This is a genomic window from Streptomyces sp. NBC_01320, assembly GCF_035974375.1.
GTDB lineage: Bacteria > Actinomycetota > Actinomycetes > Streptomycetales > Streptomycetaceae > Streptomyces > Streptomyces yanii.
Map to the genome: position 1 here is coordinate 11838037 of NZ_CP108390.1, position 17241 is coordinate 11855277.

17 protein-coding genes are annotated in these 17241 nt (G+C 67.2%); 5 read left to right on the top strand and 12 right to left on the bottom strand.

Annotation, left to right across the window (positions count from 1 at the left end; translation table 11 throughout):
- Positions 1-170: 170 nt before the first annotated feature.
- Positions 171-1349 (bottom strand): IS701 family transposase, encoded by a 1179-nt coding sequence (locus OG395_RS54880; protein WP_442818717.1) that lies wholly within the window; start codon positions 1347-1349, stop codon positions 171-173.
- Positions 1350-1551: 202 nt separating this feature from the next.
- Between OG395_RS54880 and OG395_RS54885 the strand changes: the two genes are divergently transcribed.
- Together OG395_RS54885 and OG395_RS58940 are read left to right on the top strand one after the other, a co-directional pair.
- Entirely contained in the window at positions 1552-2949 is a 1398-nt protein-coding gene (locus OG395_RS54885) for an IS1380 family transposase (RefSeq protein ID WP_327241114.1), read from the top strand.
- A gap of 45 nt (positions 2950-2994) precedes the next feature.
- Positions 2995-3795, top strand: coding sequence for a transposase (locus tag OG395_RS58940; RefSeq protein ID WP_442818487.1), 801 nt, complete (start codon positions 2995-2997; stop codon positions 3793-3795).
- On the opposite strand, the gene OG395_RS54895 is transcribed toward OG395_RS58940, so the two are convergent.
- The 11 genes from OG395_RS54895 to OG395_RS54945 all read right to left on the bottom strand — a co-directional run bounded on the left by OG395_RS54895 (position 3772) and on the right by OG395_RS54945 (position 13472).
- A complete protein-coding gene (locus tag OG395_RS54895) occupies positions 3772-4947 on the bottom strand; it encodes an ABC transporter substrate-binding protein (protein ID WP_326793525.1) in 1176 nt (391 codons plus the stop codon). The two genes, OG395_RS58940 and OG395_RS54895, sit on opposite strands and share 24 nt — an antisense overlap.
- Before the next feature lie 53 nt (positions 4948-5000).
- Positions 5001-5978 carry a branched-chain amino acid ABC transporter permease gene (locus OG395_RS54900; RefSeq protein ID WP_326793524.1) on the bottom strand — a complete coding sequence of 326 codons (978 nt, stop codon included), beginning with the start codon at positions 5976-5978 and terminating at the stop codon, positions 5001-5003.
- Positions 5975-6856, bottom strand: coding sequence for a branched-chain amino acid ABC transporter permease (locus OG395_RS54905; protein ID WP_326793523.1), 882 nt, complete (start codon positions 6854-6856; stop codon positions 5975-5977). The genes OG395_RS54900 and OG395_RS54905 overlap by 4 nt, the downstream gene beginning before the upstream one ends.
- Positions 6853-7614, bottom strand: a complete 762-nt coding sequence (locus OG395_RS54910) for an ABC transporter ATP-binding protein (RefSeq protein ID WP_326793522.1) — start codon at positions 7612-7614, stop codon at positions 6853-6855. The genes OG395_RS54905 and OG395_RS54910 overlap by 4 nt, the downstream gene beginning before the upstream one ends.
- Positions 7611-8405: an ABC transporter ATP-binding protein gene (locus OG395_RS54915; protein WP_326793521.1), complete on the bottom strand. Its 795-nt coding sequence runs from the start codon at positions 8403-8405 to the stop codon at positions 7611-7613. The genes OG395_RS54910 and OG395_RS54915 overlap by 4 nt, the downstream gene beginning before the upstream one ends.
- On the bottom strand, positions 8354-8698 hold the full coding sequence (locus OG395_RS54920) for a hypothetical protein (RefSeq protein WP_326793520.1): 345 nt from the start codon (positions 8696-8698) through the stop codon (positions 8354-8356). The genes OG395_RS54915 and OG395_RS54920 overlap by 52 nt, the downstream gene beginning before the upstream one ends.
- Positions 8699-8859: 161 nt before the next feature.
- Entirely contained in the window at positions 8860-9552 is a 693-nt protein-coding gene (locus tag OG395_RS54925) for a GntR family transcriptional regulator (protein ID WP_326793519.1), read from the bottom strand.
- Positions 9553-9597: 45 nt separating this feature from the next.
- Positions 9598-10581 carry a cyclase family protein gene (locus tag OG395_RS54930; RefSeq protein WP_326793518.1) on the bottom strand — a complete coding sequence of 328 codons (984 nt, stop codon included), beginning with the start codon at positions 10579-10581 and terminating at the stop codon, positions 9598-9600.
- A gap of 76 nt (positions 10582-10657) precedes the next feature.
- Complete coding sequence (locus OG395_RS54935; protein ID WP_326793517.1) at positions 10658-11533, bottom strand: 3-hydroxybutyryl-CoA dehydrogenase; 876 nt, start codon at positions 11531-11533, stop codon at positions 10658-10660.
- Positions 11530-12693 carry a CaiB/BaiF CoA transferase family protein gene (locus OG395_RS54940; RefSeq protein WP_326793516.1) on the bottom strand — a complete coding sequence of 388 codons (1164 nt, stop codon included), beginning with the start codon at positions 12691-12693 and terminating at the stop codon, positions 11530-11532. Before OG395_RS54940 ends, OG395_RS54935 begins: the two co-directional genes overlap by 4 nt.
- A complete protein-coding gene (locus OG395_RS54945; protein WP_326793515.1) occupies positions 12690-13472 on the bottom strand; it encodes an enoyl-CoA hydratase/isomerase family protein in 783 nt (260 codons plus the stop codon). The genes OG395_RS54940 and OG395_RS54945 overlap by 4 nt, the downstream gene beginning before the upstream one ends.
- A gap of 333 nt (positions 13473-13805) precedes the next feature.
- Between OG395_RS54945 and OG395_RS54950 the strand changes: the two genes are divergently transcribed.
- From OG395_RS54950 to OG395_RS54960, 3 genes are read left to right on the top strand one after another with little or no spacing between them, the layout of a single operon-like run.
- Positions 13806-14831, top strand: a complete 1026-nt coding sequence (locus OG395_RS54950) for a dihydrodipicolinate synthase family protein (protein WP_326793514.1) — start codon at positions 13806-13808, stop codon at positions 14829-14831.
- A 2-nt stretch (positions 14832-14833) separates the two neighbouring features.
- The gene (locus OG395_RS54955) at positions 14834-15817 is read left to right on the top strand and encodes an ornithine cyclodeaminase family protein (RefSeq protein ID WP_327241113.1); all 984 of its coding nucleotides are present in this window, start codon (positions 14834-14836) and stop codon (positions 15815-15817) included.
- Entirely contained in the window at positions 15814-17229 is a 1416-nt protein-coding gene (locus OG395_RS54960; protein ID WP_327241112.1) for an NAD-dependent succinate-semialdehyde dehydrogenase, read from the top strand. Before OG395_RS54955 ends, OG395_RS54960 begins: the two co-directional genes overlap by 4 nt.
- Positions 17230-17241: the final 12 nt, after the last annotated feature.

The following is a 17241-nucleotide window of genomic DNA, read 5'->3' on the forward strand; positions in this document are numbered from 1 at the left end:
CCGCAGGATCAGTGCGGCGCTGCACTAGTACTGCAACCGCATCTGGAGAATGTGGCCTCGGCGTTTGTAGTGGGAGCGGCGGGCTCGGGCCTGGCTGCGTCGTCGGAAGCGTGACCAGTGCAGATGGTGTTCGTTGGTGTGGCAGTGGCGTGTGACGGCGATGTGGCCCATCAACCGGCGGATCTCCGGGACGCTGAGGGGTATGAGGTCTTGCTCGTCGTCGAGAGTGCCCCTTTTGTGGCTTCTGCGGCGCGGATGGCGGTCAGGTAGGCGAGGGCGGCCATGGCCAGGGTGATGTGGCGGTACCAGGCCCGGTAGAGCCGTACCTGGTAGTGGTCCAGACCGCACTCTCCCTTCGCGGTCTGGAAGCACTCCTCCACGGCCCACCTCGCGGCAGCCACTTTGACCAGGTCTTTCAGTCGGGAGGCGACCGGGCCGTAGCAGACGTAGTAGGCGATCTCGCTCGGGTCGCTGACGCTGCGTCGGGCCAGTACCCAGTGCCCGAAGCCGTTCTCCCAGTACGGGCGGATCGCGACACGCGCCCAGTCGTAGATCCGCTCACCGTGCGCGCCGGCCCCGCCGGAGATCCGTTTCCACCGCTGGCGGGGCAGCACGGCGACCAGCTGGTCCACCCGCGCGTCCGCTCCGCGCGCGGTGATCACGGTGTCGTTGACCTTCGTGGCCAGCACGTGCGCGACCCGACGTTCCTCCAGCCACACGCGCAGGTGCTTGACCTGCCCGTATGCCTCGTCAGCGGTGACCCACGCGAACGGGACACCCGCGTCGATGGCGCGTTGCAGCATCCACTTGAAGTGCTCGTTCTTGGTCGCGAAGGGAACTCCGTCGTCGATCCCGGCCGCGCGGCAGCGGTCACGGTCATCCGTCCAGGAGACAGGGATGTAGAGCTCGCGGTCGATCAACGCCCGCCCCCTGGCGGAGGCGTAGGCCAGGAATGTTCCGATCTGGCTGTTCTCCGTGCGGCCGGCCGTGCCGGTGTACTGACGCTGGACGCCGGCGGACTTGGTGCCCTTCTTCAGGAAGCCGGTGTCGTCACCGATCAGCACCGCGTCCTTGGCACCGATGGTCTCCACGACGAAGTCCCGCACATCGTCGCGGACCGCGTTCTCGTCCCAGTCGGAGTGGTTGAGCAGCCGCTGGACGCCGTCGGGGCGCAACTGCCCGACCTGCTCCGACAGCGTCCACCCGTTCTTCTTCTCAAGCGGCGCGAGCAACCCGTTCAGGTAGTCCGACGCCCGCTCGCGGGGCTCCGACCTGCCGAAACGATGGGCGAACCGGGCATGGAACCCGGCTATCCCCTCGGACCACGACTCGACCTGCTCAACCGTCAACGATTCATCGCACAGACGGAACAACGAGCCACTCCGCCACCTGTCACGGCAGATGCGGTTGCAGTACTAGCCCAAGGCTAAGCCTGAATCCACCGGCTGTCCCGGGTCCTGTGGATAGAGAAATGAAGAGAGGTGCCTGCTGACCTGCGAAGATGGGAGTTACCACACCACCATCACGCGCTATCAGCAAGGCACCTCGTAGATGAAAGTTTCTCACACCCCGGCGGCGGTCTCCGCTGCGTTCGATGACCGGAATCTGATCGCGTATGCGGGGCTGGTCCCGGTGATGCGGCTGGCCGAGCGGTGCGGTCTTTCGCGCCTGGTGGCCGAGAAGGTGAAGCTGCCCGGGGCGGGCAACGGCGCGGGTGCGGCGGCGGACGCCAAGGTCACCAGCATCGTGGGCGGTATGGCCGCGGGCGCGGACAGCATCGACGACCTTCGCCTGCTGCGGCACGGTGCGATGCCGGCCGTGTTCGACGGTATCCGGGCCCCGTCCACGCTGGGCACGTTCCTGCGCGCGTTCACCCACGGTCATGCTCTCCAACTCCACGCCGTGCACCGCAGGTTCCTCGGCGCGCTGGCCGCACACACGCCACTGCTGCCGGGCGCCGGTGTGACGGCGTTCATCGACGTCGACTCCACTCATAAACGGGTTTACGGGCGGGCCAAGCAGGGCGCGGAGTACGGCCGGTTCAAGGGCATCCGCACTCTGCACCCGTTGCTCGCCACGATCTGCACCCCGCACTCCCGGCCGGTGATCGCCGCGGTCCGGATGCGACGCGGCAAGGCAGCAGACTCCCGAGGCGCCCCGAAATTCGTGAGCGAGGCCCTGGCCACCGCCGCCGAGGCGGGCTGCACCGGCATGCGGATCCTGCGGGCGGACTCACAGTTCTACAACGCCGGTGTGATCGCAGCCTGCCGCCGGGCCGGAGCCCGCTTCTCCATCACCACCGGCATGAACCCGTCCATCAAACGGGCCGTCCTCAGCATCCCCAACCAGGCATGGCAGAAGATCAGTTACCCGAACGCGGTGGAAGATCCAGACACCGGTGATCTCATCTCGGACGCCGAGGTCGCCGAGATACCCGCATACACCGCGTTCGCCAGCCGCAACAAGAGTGAGCGCGTCACGGCCCGGCTGATCGTGCGCCGGGTCCGTGACCTGGCCAAACCCGCCGTCGTGGGAGAACAGGGCGAGCTGTTTCCCGTCTGGCGCTACCACCCCTTCTTCACCGACAACCCCGCCGGGACACTCCAGGCCGAACGAGAACACCGCCACCACGCGGTGGTGGAACAGGTCATCGCGGACAGCAAAGCCGGAGCTCTGGCCCACCTGCCCTCCGGGCACTTCCACGCCAACTCGGCCTGGCTCATCTTGTGGGCGATGGCCTACAACCTGCTGCGGGCCGTCGGAGCACACACCTCGGCCTTCCACGCCAAGGCGACCACCGCCACACTCCGGGCCCACCTGGTCCACGTCCCGGCCCGGATCGCCCGCTCAGCACGGCGCATCACCCTGCACCTGCCCCACAACTGGCCCTGGCAGCAAGCCTGGACGCATATGTTCGCCATCACGCACGGCCCACCGGGACTGATCTGACACCCCTGTCCACCCCGCCCTCAAGGCCCGACCGGAACCGAACCCGTGGAAAAGCTGGGCAGACCAGCAGATACCACCTGCCCCAAACCGAGCACCGACCCGGCACCAGCTCAGAAAACCGTTAGAAGATCCTTTTCAATCCAAGCCGGTGGATTCAGGCTAAGGCCCTGGTGTCACTCGCATGGGGATCGTCGGTCGGGAAGCCCAGGCCGTTGCCGACTGGGTTCCACGTCTGCTTCTGGGTGCAGATCCAATGCAGCAGAGACCCGCGGCTGGCGCGGACGTGCCAGTGACCGGGAGTGGAAAGCCAGGCGGCGCCTGCTACGCAACCGCGAGGGCCTCACCAACGAGCAGTTCGCCACGCTGTGGAACGCTCTGCTAGACAAGGGAAAGATCGGACAGACACTGCTGACGGCTTGGTTCGCCGAGGGGAACCTCCGCAACCTCCTCGCGTGCGCCCGCACCGGCGCCGACCGTTACCAAATCGGTCAGGCTCGCTGGAGGTTTCTCACCTGCTGCGCGGACTCCGGCATCCCCGAAGTCCGCCAGCTCGCCACCACCGCCGGCCGCTGGTGGCCCGAGATCGAAGCGTTCATCAACACCGGTCACAGCAACACCAAGAGCGAGGGTGTCAACCGTGTGATCAAGCTCGTCGCTCGCAACGCGTTCGGCTTCCGCAACGCCGACCACCAGCGCCTACGGACACGCTGCGTCACCACCCGCCGGGCTCGCGGGCATCTCCGCACCGCTCAACTATCGTTGTCAGCCGGGCCCACCGGGGCGGATCGGGCTCTGAATCGCGCCCCGGTCGCACTGGTCGCCTCAGCCGGTGATGCCGGTCTTTGAGACGTTGATGATGTCACCGCGCGGCACCCAGCTCGTGCCGTCGAATTCATGCAGCTGATACTCGTGCACGAGTCGGCCGTCCGATTCGCTGGTGAGCGTCGCTCCGTTGATCAGGAGCGGGTTCGCTGTCTTGGACAGGGAGTCCCAGGCAGAGAGGAAGTTGCCGCTGGTGACGTCTTTGGTCTCCTTGAGGGCGGAAACGATCGCAGCGGCCAGCCCGTAGCCGGTCAGCGCGAACGACTGGTTCGCGTCCGCCTTGGGCGCGTACTTCGCCATGTCGGCGCGGTACTTCACCAGCGCCTTGTCGTCGTGCACCGCCGGGTTTTGGGGGTCCTTGAACCACTGGTAGGACAGGGCGCCCTTGACGTTGGCGGTGCCGGCGGGATTCACGGTGCTGGCGAAGTCCGCGTAGGCGCTGCCGATGAAGATCTTGGGCTTGTAGTGGATCTGGCCCATGTAGGTGAGCAGCGCGCCCAGAGTGGGCGGACTGAGGGTGACGACCAGCGTGTCGACCTTGGCCGCCTTGAGCTCCGTCACCTGTGAGGCGACGTCGCCCTGGCCGGGCGGGAGTCTGAGGGACTTGACCGGGTGGGCGCCCGCCTTGGCCAGCCCCGCGAGCTGGCTGTCGGCGAACTCGTTGTTGAAGCCCATGAAGCCGACGACGGCCTTCGGGGTCTTCTCCGCGATGTAGCGGCCCTGGAGCTCGCCCTCCCAGGAGATGTCTGGGACGAAGGCTCGGGTTTCGGGGAACTTCTTGATGTCGCTCAGTACGGTTTCGCCGCCCTGCACGATCTGGGCCACGCCAGCCGCGTTGAGCTGTGGCCGGGCCGCGACCGCGATACCGCCGAAGTTGACGACGATGGTGGCGTGGTCGCGCTTGACGAACTGGGTGTTGTTGGAGACCAGCCGGGAGGGGTCGAAAGCATCGTCCTCCACCTTGAAATCGATCTTCCGACCGTTGATGCCGCCCGCCGCGTTCACGGCTTTGAAGTACGCGGCGGCACCATCGGCCGAGACGCCCGCGGAGGACAGAGCGCCGCTGAGGGGGTAGCTGGCGCGTATCACGATGTCGCCGGTGTCGGATTCCGTACCGGCCGAGCGGCCGGAGCAGGCCGAGGCGGTGGCCGCGGCCACGGCGACGAAGGCGATCACTCTCGTTCGGCAGTTCCTCATTGAACTTCCATTCGTATCGAAGGTGGGGACACTCAGTGGGTGCGCGAGATCCGGCGGACGAGGCCCGTGAGGCCGCCGATGAGGCCGGCCGGCGCGAGGACCAGGGCGAGGACGAGACCGCAGGCGTAGACGAGTTGGGCCCAGTTGCCCGCGGTCTCGCCGCCGGCGACGTTCTCGGCGAGTGTGGGCAGGTAAACGACGATCGCTGCGCCGGCGACCGCGCCGGCCCAGGTCCGGCTGCCGCCGACGACACTGGCCGCGAGCAGGGTGATGGACAGCGTGATCTGATAGCTGTCCGGCACGGCGATCGCCGTGACGAGCGCGTAGAGCGCGCCACCGATTCCGGCAGCGGCCGAGCTGACGGCGAAGGCCATGAGCTTCGTCCGGTTGACGTTCACGCCGTTGGCCGCCGCGAGCAGGGGGCTGGTGCGAACGGCGGCCAGCGACCTGCCGGTCCGTCCGGTCACCAGGTTGTGTAGGGCGAGCAGCGTCAGGGCGAGGATGAGCAGGCAGACGAGGAACCCGAACTGCGCCGCGGTGAGGCCGAGTCCGGCGGGCGGCTCGATGCCGGAGTGCGCGAGCGAGAGGCCGAAGGTCCCCCCCGTCAGGGACTTCAGTCGGATGAGGACGAGGGGGAAGACGGCGGCCACGGCGATGGTGAGCAGTCCAAGATTGGCGCCGCCCATCTTCAGGGCGAGGACGCCGATCAGGAGACCGAACACCAGGCACAGGACACCGGCGAGGAGCACGGCGGCCGCCCACGGCCAGTCGTATGCGGCCACGGCGATGAAGGCCGCGTATCCGCCGAGGCCGAACACGGCGCCGTGGCCGACGCTGATCTGGCCGGAGTGACCGAGCAGGAGGTTGAGTCCGGCTACGGCCATGGCGATCGTGAGGACGCGGGTGAGATCGAGGAGGTCGTAGTCGGACACGACGAAGGGGACGACGAGTCCGGTCAGGAGGGCGGCACTCCAGCCTGTGGGGACGGCGTAGCGGCGCAGCGTGTTCATACCCGTACCGTCCTCGTCCTGCCGAAGATCCCGGCCGGCCGCAGCGTCACGACGACGGCGGTCAGCAAGAAGGGGGCGACGACCGCGAGGTCGCCATCGAGGCCGGGCACGTACCGGCCGGCCAGTCCGTTGGAGATGCCGATGAGTACACCGCCGACGACCGCGCCCACGCGGCTCGACAGGCCGCCAAGCGTGCCAGCGGCCAGGGCCAGGAGCAGCGGGAAGGTCATCATCCCCGGTGTGAGGGTGAGGACCGGGGCCGCGACGACGGCCGCGAAGGCGCCGACGCCCGCGGCGACGGCCCAGCCGATCATGAGCCAGAGCCCCTGGTGCTGGCCGAGCACGGTGGCGGAGGCGGGGTTCTGCGCAACGGCGCGCAGCCGCAGGCCCACGCTGGTCCGGTTGAACAGGAGCGAGGTGGCGGCCATGACGGCGAGCAGGGTGAGGAGCGAGCCCAGCTGCTGGGCTGTCATCCGCAGTCCCGCGAACTCGATCAGTCCCTTGCCGAAAGGGCTCGGGAAGGTCCGCGGGTTGGTGCTCCAGATGATCGTCATCAGGGCGTTGAGACCGAGCAGCAGGGCGACGCTGAGGGTGAGCAGCGGGAGCTCGCCCGCGCCCTCGACGCGCCGGACCAGCACCCGCTCGACGAGCGCTCCACCTGCCGCGGACAGGACGACGATCAGGGGCACCGCCGTCCAGAAGGACAGGCCCGCAGTGAGGAGTACGAGCGTAAGGTAGGCGGAGAGGGTCGCCATCTCGCCTTGGGCGAAGTTGAGCATGCCGGTGCCCTGGAAGACGACGCTGAGCGCGAGCGCGAGGATGCCGTAGACCAGTCCCGAGCTGAGCCCGTCCACCATCTGTTGGAGCAGTTCTGTCATTGCTTGACTCCGATCGCTTCCGCGCCACCCTCAGTGCTGCCGCCCAGGTATGCGCGCCTGATCAGGCCGCCGTCGCGGAACTCCTCGGCCCGCCCGGCGGCGGCAACCCGCCCTCCGGTCAGGACGATCACGCGTTCGGCGATCTCCAGGGAGAGCCGGGCGTTCTGTTCGGCGATCAGCAGCGACGTCATCCACTCCTCCTTGATCCGGGTCAGTACGTCGAACAGCTGGCGGGTGAGCAGGGGGGCGAGGCCCAGCGACGGCTCGTCGATGAGCAGCAGCCGGGGCCTGGCCATCAGCGCGCGGCCGATCGCGAGCATCTGCTGTTGTCCGCCGGAGAGCAGGCCGGCGGCGCGAGGCCGCATTTCGGCGAGAACGGGGAAGGTGTCATAGACCAGGTCGAGGTCCTGTCGGGTGAGCGCTCGTCGGTCGCGCGGGCGGGCCAGCGCGCCGAGGCGGAGGTTCTCCTCCACGGTGAGGTCGACGAACGTGCCCCGCCCGTCGGGCACGTGCCCGATGCCCGCGCGGGCGGTGCGCGCGGCGCTCAGGCCGGTGATGTCCGCGGCGCCGAACTCGATGGCGCCGTGGGTCGGCACCGTTCGGGAGATCGCTCGGAGCATGGTCGTCTTGCCGGCCCCGTTCGGGCCGAGGAGTACCACGGTCTCCCCTTGCGACACGGTGATGTCGATCCCGTGCAGCACCTCCACGGAGCCGTACCTCGCAACGAGGCCACGGGTTTCGAGCAGTACGGCTGTCATACCGTCACCTCCGACCAGTCGTCGCCGAGGTAGGCGGCGATCACCTGCTCGTCGGCGGCAACGTCGGACGGGGATCCGGCAACCAGGAGCTGCCCCGCGTCGAGGACAACGACGTGGCGTGAGACCCGCATCACGAGCCCCACGTCGTGCTCGACGAGCACGCAGGTCATCCCGATTTCCGCCGCGAACGCTTCGACGTCGCTCAGCAGGTCGGCGGCCTCGTCCGCACCGAGACCGGCTGCCGGTTCGTCGAGGAGCAGCAGCCGGGGTTCGCCGATCAGCGCCCTCGCCACCTCGACCCTGCGGCGGTCACCGTGCGGGAGGCTACCTGCGGGCCTGATGCCTGCGGCGGGCAGTCCGAGGCGCTCCAGCAGTTCGGACGCCCGTCCGCGCATCGTCCGCTCGGCCCGTACAATCGAGGGCAGCCGCAGGATCGCTTGCGTCAGCCCGCCCTTCATCCTGGAGTGGGCACCGAGGAGGACATTGTCGAGCGCGGAGAGGTCGGGCACGAGCAGCGGTGTCTGGAAGGTGCGCGCGATGCCCAGCGCGGCGCGGCGGTCGGCGTGCAGCCGGCTCAGGTCGCGTCCTTCGAGTTCGACGGTGCCGGTGTGCCGGACGACACCACTGACGCAGTTGAACAGCGTGGTCTTTCCCGCCCCGTTGGGGCCGATCACCGCCGAGACACCGCCGGCCGGGATCGAGAAGGAGACATCGCGGAGGGCTTGCACCCCCCGGAAACTCACTCCCAGCGCGTCGACGCGCAGGGCTGTGTCATGGACTGGATCGGCCATCGGCGGCACCATCCTTCTTTGCGTGAGGTGATGATTCGTGATCGGGGCACCGGCGGTGCCACCTGGAGAGCGGATCGCTCGGGTTCAGCAGCCGTGGAGAAAGTGCGGTGGAAGGTCATGCGGCCACCGCGGTACTGGGCCGGCCAGATGCCATGCCGCCCGTGAGCGAGGATGCCGTTCGGATCGACGGCGTCCTTGATCTTCTGTACGAAGCGTCGGTAGCCGTACTCGTGGAACGAGTACGGGTCGGCGGCGAGGTCCATGCACTCCAGGCGGGGGCGGGGACTCGCCATTCCCCGCGCACCGGCGTCCAGGACACCGAGACGTCAGCTGCGGTCTGCCCATCGCGCACCAAACAGGCGGCCCGGCGGCCAGCCCAGGACCGTAGCTGTCGGTGAAAACGCCACCGCAAAGTACCTGCGCCTGTGAGCGCGGAATTCGGCCCTACCTCCGGTCAACGGGCCGCCGGCGTAACAACTTCCTGGTCATTTTCGGCGGCGCCGCTGAGGCGAATACGGAGAGCATTCACCCGTTTCTGGAGGTGCAGGCGCATGGCCTCAACGGCACCAGCGGAGTCTCCACGGGCGATGGCATACAGAACAGCTTCGTGCTCCTCTTGGGCTTCATGCGCACTGGATGGGTCAACGCCCAGGAATGAGATGTAGGTCGCCACGGCTGCCTGCTCGGTGATGACGAGTTCCTCCAGACGCGGATTTCCCGATCCCCGAGCGATTTGTGCATGGAAATCGGCGTTGAGACGCAGGTACTCATCTGGAGGTACAGGTTCCTGGTGCATGCGCGCGACCGTCGCAGCAAGGTGCTCATGGGCGGCATTGGTCAAGCGCTCGGCCGCGAGCCCTGCGGCCATTGACTCCAATGCGATGCGCACTTCGTAGCCGTTGACCAGATCGGACACGGAGGGGCGGAAGACTTGCACGCCCCGCCGTCCTTCCCGGACGACGAGGCCGGAGCGCTCAAGGATCTGGAAGGCCTCGCGCACGGGAGTGCTGCTTACTCTTAGTCGGGCAGCGATCTCGTTCTGTCGCAGTGGTGACCCTGGAGCGAGCTGACCATGCTGTATCTCGTCCCGCAGGATCTTGGCAACCTGCTCGGCGACGGTCGGCCGTGTGCGGGCTGCGTCGGTCACGTTTCACCTTTCAGGGGCGGGTGTCCAGCGTTGGCGGACATATGGCTACTCGTTTCCAGCGATGGTCGCGTCACGCAGGAGGGGAAAGGCCAGAGGACGCATGGGCGATGCGGTCGCACCACGCAGCCGGAGGCCCGCCCCCACGAGGACGAACTCCCAGAGCTGTGCCGCAGCGATGTCTTCCAAATACACATTCTCCATGATGGGGATGCCGCACTCACCAAGCAGGTAGGTGTGCACCGGATGCCAGTTCGTCGGATCGACACTGGGCATCACTTCCAGCGCCACGTTGTCCGCACCGATGATCATCGCCCCTGCCTCGGCAAGAAGTTCGGCCGCGCCGCGGTCGAGGCCGGCCTCATTGTGCAGGTAACGGGAACCGTCGTGCCACAGATGCATACGCCCCGTCCGGATGAGGACAACGTCCCCGACCTGGATATGCGAGCCCTGCCGATCCATGACCTCCTGGAGTTCCTCAGCGGTAATGCGGTGGGAGTCGGGCAGCACGTCCACGCCCGCGGCCGCCGCGACGTCCAGCAGGACGCCACGGGCGATCACCGGCGGGTGCCGGTCGGCTCCGTTCTTCAGCCAATGGCGGCTGCCGAGATCACGGTCGGCTCGGACGTTGTTCCAGACCTCGCCGTCCAGTCCGAAGTGGTTGAGCGCGTCGAGGTGGGTGCCGGTGTGCGTGTACATCGCGATGCAGTCACCGGAGTAGGTGACGTGGCGGTTCTGTTCCTCCCCCAGGTTGAGGACGTCCTCATTGACGCTGCCGACCGGGGTGTGGGACATCCAGATCTGGTAGGTCGGATCCCCGAGACCGGCCCAGGAGGGCATACCCACGTGGTAGTCGACGGAGAGATCGTAGATCGACGTCGGGTCGGCGGCTGTCCACGCCGCTGCCCGCGACTCGTCGGTCATGAGGTTGAGCATCCCGATCTCGTCGGCCGGGCCGAAAGGGCTCGCGGTGACCCGGCCGGGCGTCACTGCCCGTGCCGCGATTACGTCCAGTTGACGCGCCTTTTCCATGATTTATCCCTTTCGTCGGTCTGCTTCAGGGTTCGATCGCGTGACGCTGATGCAATGGGCTGCGCCACGGGGGCACTTAGGGCCGGTAGTCGTAGAAGCCCCGGTCGGCCTTCTTGCCGACTAGGCCTGCCTCGACCATCCGTAGGAGCAGGGGTGCCGGGGAGTAGAGCGGCTCTGCAAACTCCGCATGCATGGCCTCGGCTATGGCCTTCACCGTGTCGAGGCCGATGAGGTCTGCGAGGCGGAGAGGCCCCATGGGATGCGCGCAGCCGAGCATCATCCCGCTGTCGATGTCTTCCGCGCTCGCAACCCCCGAGTCGAGCATCCTGATGGCTGCGAGGATGTACGGAACCAGCAGCGAGTTGACGACGAAGCCCGCTCGGTCCTGCGACGTGATGACGGTCTTGCCGAGCGTGTCGGTCACGAAGGCTCGCCCTCTGGCAATCGTGTCCTGCGACGTGAGCAGGGAGGGCACGACCTCGACCAGACGGAGCACCGGCACGGGATTGAAGAAGTGCAGCCCGATCACGCGGTCGGCTCGGCGTGTCGCCATGGCGATCTTCGTGATCGGTATGGAGGAGGTGTTGCTCGCCAGCAACGCGTCCGGCCGGGTGACCACCTCATCGAGCTGGCGGAAGACCCTCACCTTCGCGTCCGCGTTCTCACTGACCGCTTCCACTACGAGGTCGCACGGGCCGAGTTGGTCGATGTCGGTGTCGACACCGATTCGCGCGTACGCCTGCTCGCGTTCCTCGGCACTGAGCTTCCCTGCCTTCTCAGCACGGGCGAGGGACCGAGCGATACGGTCACGGCCTGCGCGGGCGGTTGACCTGTCGCTCTCGTGGACGCGCACGTCCAGGCCGGCGCGGGCACAGACCTCCGCGATGCCCGCGCCCATCAAGCCGGCGCCGACGATCCCCACCCTCTGGATGGTGTCTGCTGTCCTGGTCATGGGTTTTTCCCCGTTGCCCTGTGCTGGCCGTCCGCTTCCGTCGTCGATGGGGGACACGGATCGTCGCTTCCGGCAAGGCGCGGCGGGGGCAGGCGATAACTCGCAGGCGTCTTCTCCATCCGAAGGGGGTTGCGGGGCAGTGTGGTGCCCCCGATGTCGACGGTCGGTTCAAGCCCCAGCGACCGCGCGAAGTCGAACGCCGCGGCGAGGTCGTTGACCGGCCCGGCCGGTACCCCCGCGCGACTGAGCCGGTCGACCCATTCGGCCGTCGGGCCGAGCGACAGGCGAGCGGCCAGTTCCTCGCGCAGTGCTGCCCGATGTGCTACGCGGGCGGGGTTCGTGGCGAAGCGGGGGTCGTCGGCCATTCCCGGCGACTGCAGAACCTCGCACATGGAGCGGAACTGCTTGTCGTTGCCCACCGCGACAGCCAACTCACCGTCGCCGGTGGGCAGCGTCTCGTACGGTGCGATCGACGGATGCTCGTTGCCGAGCCGTGTGGGCACCACACCACCGGCGGTGTAGCCGGCCGCCTGATTGGTGAGAGCGGACAGGGCACAGCTGAGCAGGTCGACCTCGATCCTCTGCCCCTCGCCCGTCTGCTCCCGGTGCCGTACTGCGGCTGCGATACCGAGAGCAGCGAAAAGGCCGGTGATGACGTCGACGACCGCAACACCGACCTTCTGCGGCTCGCCGTCCCGGGGCCCGGTGATGCTCATCAGGCCGCCTGCCGCCTGAACGATCAAGTCGTAGCCGGGCAGCCGGGCTCCGGCTCCCGATCCGAAGGCGCTGATGGAGCAGTAGATCAGGTCGGGACGGAGCGCAACGAGGTCTTCGTAACCCAGGCCAAGGCGGTCCATCACTCCCGGGCGGAAGTTCTCCACCACGATGCCGGCCTCGACTGCCAGGTCCTGGGCCTGCCGTCGCCCCTGGGCTGAGGCCAGGTCGAGGACCACGCTGTGCTTGTTGCGGTTGACGGAGAGGAAGTAGGTGGCCGAGCCGTCGGACGCGTAGGGCGGTCCCCACGATCGGGTGTCGTCGCCTCCGCCTGGCCGCTCGATTTTGATGACCTCGGTGCCGAAGTCGGCGAGCAGCATCGTCGCGAAAGGGCCTGCCAGGATTCGTGAGAAGTCTGCGATTCGCAGTCCGGAGAACGCGGTCATCGGCCCGTGAACTTCGGTGAGCGCTTCTCGACGAAGCTGCGATACGCCTCCACTGAATCGGCGGTGCTGCGCACGATTCCCATGTGCGACGAAACGAGGTCCAGGCTCGTACGGAAGTCGATGCGCTGCGACTGGTAGGTGGTGCGCTTGATCATGCGCAGGGCGATCTGTGGCCCTGCAGCCAGTCGGGCGGCCAGTTCATAGGTTGCGTCGAGCAAGTTTTCCGGGGGGTGAACACTGTTGACCATGCCCAGCCGCTCGGCGTGTTCGGCGGTGATCGTGTCGCCGGTCCACAGCAGCTCCAGCGCGCGCGGCAGCCCGATCAGGCGAGGGAGCAGCCAGCATCCGCCGTCTCCCGGGACCAGGCCGACCTTGACGTAGGACATCGCCATCCGTGCGGTCGTGGACGCCAGGCGCAGGTCACACATGAGCGCCATGTCGAGCCCGGCGCCGACGGCAGCCCCATTGACGGCAGCGATGACGGGCTTGTCGATGGTTTCGAGGGCGAGCGGAACCCGATGGATGTGGTCGGTGAGGGTCTGCTTGCGCTCCAGTGGGCTCTGCTCGGTGTCGTCGAGCCAGGACAGGTCGATTCCCGAGCAGAAGCCCTCGCCGGTGCCTGTGACCACGATGACGTGGACCCTGTGGTCCCTCTGGGCTTCAGCGAGCCGTTCGGCCCACTCGTCGACCATGGGCAAGGTGAACGCGTTGCGTTGTGCCGGTCGGTTGAGACGGATGGTGGCCACCTGATCGGTGACTTCGTACTCGAGATCGGGCATGGGAGGTCGGTCTCCTTGCATTGCTCGGATCGAGCAAATATCGGGTGGAGCCTGTCTCAGGGGCTCGGCGGCCGGGCGGTGCCGTCGCGGTCGGCAGCACCGCCCGTAAGGCGGCTCGTTGCGGTATGTGGTGCGAACGCGGCTTGGCGGCACCTCGACCGCACAGTCAGGCCCTCCGGCCAGTATGCATAATCGACCATGCTTCCGCCAGGGTGGTGCAGGTCACACTGCTTTGTTCGGATTTAACGCTTCCGCCACCCTTGACTTCCCCAGAAGTTCACTGCTCGACTGAGTGCACCCCCGAAATGGTTCGATGCATAATCGAGGAGAGTCGTGGCAACGTATGAACGAGGCGACGCCCGGGCCTGGGCCCGGCAGGACATGGTGGGCATCTGCGGGTGTCTGCTGCCGACAATGACCAGCAGTCTGGCCGACATCAACGAGGCGGCGATCCGCCACGACGTGCGGCTGTCAAAGGAGTACGGCTACTGGGGCACGCTGCTTGTCCCTGAGACAGGGACGACCCTGGAGGAGTTCCGACGGGTCATCGACATCGCAGTCGATGAGGGACGCAACGTCGGCCTGCGGACCATGCTGCACACGTCCTTCCCGACCCTGGACGCGATCACCGACATGGTCCGTTACGCCGAGAAGGCCGGCGTCGACATGATCATGCCGTCCTATCCCGCCACGTTCTACCCTCAGACGGAGGACGAGGTGTTCGCGTTCACCAAGGCGATCGCGGACGCGACCAACCTCGGGATCATGCTGTTCACCATCCACCACTGGAACTTCGCCCGCCTGCACCCGAGCGGATTCTCGCCGCGGCTGATGCGACGGCTGGTGGACGAGGTGCCGAACGTCGTCGCGATCAAGAACGAGATCGGCCTGCCCGGCGTCGGCGGCATCGGTGAGGTCTTCACACGATTCCGTGACGAGGTCGTTGTCAGCGATCCGTTCGAGCAGAACGCGCCGGCCTGGACGTCGGCATTCGGGATGCAGTTCCTCGGCACCGCCAATTACGAGTACGCCGGTCCCAAGGTCGCCGAGTACTTCGAACTCCTGCGTACCGGCAAGGTCGACGAGGGCATGGAGATCTACTGGCAGATCCACCCGGCCCGTCAAGCGAACATCTCGCTCACCGCGGAGTACATGGCCGGATCGAACCTGATCAACCGGCTCGTCTGGAAGTACCAGGGCTGGCTCACCGGATTCAACGGAGGACCGGTCCGCCCTCCCGCCCCGCGGATCAGCGATGCCCAGATGCGCCAGGCCCGTTCGGCGCTGCTCGCCTCGGGCATCGAGCCCGCCCCCGGAGACGACGCCGAGTTCTTCATCGGCCGGAACCCGAAGGACTGACCATGACTGTGATCATCGACGACGCCACCGTCCGGCAAACCATCGACATGTCGACGGCGATCGAACAGCTACGAAGCGCCTACCTGAGCTTCGCCCAGGGCGACATCGTGGAGGCCGCCCGGGTCAACATTCCCCTGCCCACCGGCTTCCTCCGGCTCATGGCCGCGTCCTGGCCGTCCTGTGGCCTCGCCGGGTACAAGGAGTTCCACCGGTGCAACGGTCAGGTGCGCTACACCTACCACCTGATCGACCAGGAGTCCGGCGAGAACCTGGCCATGATCGACGCAAACCACCTGACTGCCCTGCGCACCGGCGCATGCGGCGGCCTGGCCGCCGATGTTCTGGCCCGCAAGGACGCCCGGAAGCTGGGAGTGATCGGTTCCGGCTCGGAGGCGCGCACCCAGATCGAGGCGATCCGCGCCGTACGCCCCATCGAGTCCGTGGTCATCTTCAGTCCTCGCGTCGAGCGACGCGAAAGCCTGGCCTCTGAACTACGGGCCGAAGGGATTGAAGCCAGGACTGCCGACGAACCCACAGCCGCGGTGGCCGATGCCGACATCATCGCGGTCGCCACGAACACCGGCACGCGCGGCCCTGCGTTCGCCGGCAACTGGCTGACGCGGCCGGGGGTGCACGTCAACTCCATCGGGTCGACATTGCCGTCGCAGCGGGAGATCGACGAGCACACCTGGTCCGCAGTCGACCGCATCGTCATCGACACAGCCCTGCTACTGCACGAGTCCGGGGATGCGATCGCCGCCGACAAAGCGGGCTTTCTCGACCGAGAGCGCATCGCCCTACTCGGCGACGTCGTAGCCGGCGTGGGCCGCGCTCGCGCTGACAGCGAACGCACCTTGTACAAGTCGGTCGGGTCGCCGCTGCAGGATCTCGCCCTCGCAGCGTTCGTGTATCGCGCCCTGGAAGGCCGGTCGGAATCCCTCGCCTTCCTCGCGGACTACCACCAGGTGGCGGTGATGGCTTCATGACCACTGCTAAGGATGCCGCCGTCCTCACCAACGCCCGGGCCTTCGTCTCCCGGAATCCGGCGACCGGCAAACTCATCGCTGCTCACGACACGGCCGACTGGCCCGCCGTCGAGGAAATGCTGGATCAGGCAGCCACAGCATTCACGAGGTGGCGCAGGACGTCCGTCGAGCATCGCGCCGCGCTGGTGCGCGGGGTAGCCGACCAGGTCCGCACGCGTCGGAAGGAGCTCGCCGCCCTTCTCACCGAGGAGATGGGCAAGCCCATCACCGAGGCGCTGGCGGAGGTGGACAAGTGCGTGTGGTCGACCAACTGGCTGGCCGACAACGCCCCCTCGATGCTGATGCCCCAGCCGATGGTTTCTCCCTACGACGATGCCTTCGTCGCTTTCCGTCCGTTGGGCACCGTGCTGGCGATCATGCCGTGGAACTACCCGCTCTGGCAATTCTTCAGAGCCGGGATCCCGGCACTCCTGGCTGGCAACTGCGTGCTCCTGAAGCACGCTCCCAACGTCAGCAAGTGCGCGCTCGTCATCGAAGAACTGTTCCTCGCCGCGGACTTCGCTCCAGGCGTTGTCAGCGCCGTGCTGATGGATACGGAACTCGCCGAGCGAGCCATCACCGATCCGCGCATCTCCGCTGTGACACTGACCGGCAGCGTCGGAGCAGGCCGCGCGGTCGGTGCCACCGCGGGCGCACACGTCAAGAAGGTGGTCCTCGAGTTGGGCGGCTCCGATCCGTTCATCGTGCTGCAGGACGCCGACATCGAGGCTGCCGCCCAGGCCGCCTGCCGCGCCCGGATGCAGAACAACGGGCAGTCCTGCATCGCCGGAAAGCGCATCATCGTCGTCGAGTCGGTGGCGGCACAGTTCCTGGAGCGGTTCCGCGCGGCAGTGGCCGCGTTGCGCGTCGGCGACCCTACGGATCCCGCCACCGACATCGGCCCACTCGCCCGGCGTGATCTGCGTGACCAACTCATCCGCCAGCAGAACGAGTCGATCGAGCAGGGTGCGCGCGTCCTGGTGGGCGGCCGGCCCATGGACCGCCCCGGCTGGTGGTACCAGCCCACCGTCCTCACCGATGTCACCGCGACGATGCCGGTCTTCAGCGAGGAGACCTTCGGCCCCCTGACCGGCGTAATGGTGGTTCCCGACGAAGCGGCGGCGGTGGCCGCGGCCAACGACATCGACCTCGGGCTCGGCGCCAGCCTCTGGACCGCCGACCTGGACCGCGCCAGACTCCTGAGCGCCGAGATCGAGGCCGGCATGGTGTTCGTCAACGCCATCGTCGCATCCGACGCGCGCCTCCCCTTTGGGGGGATCAAGCGCAGCGGCCTCGGCCGTGAGCTGTCGCAGTTCGGCGTCCGGGAGTTCACCAACATCCAGACCGTTACCCTCACCTCCAGCCCCCGATAGGGAGACGAGTGA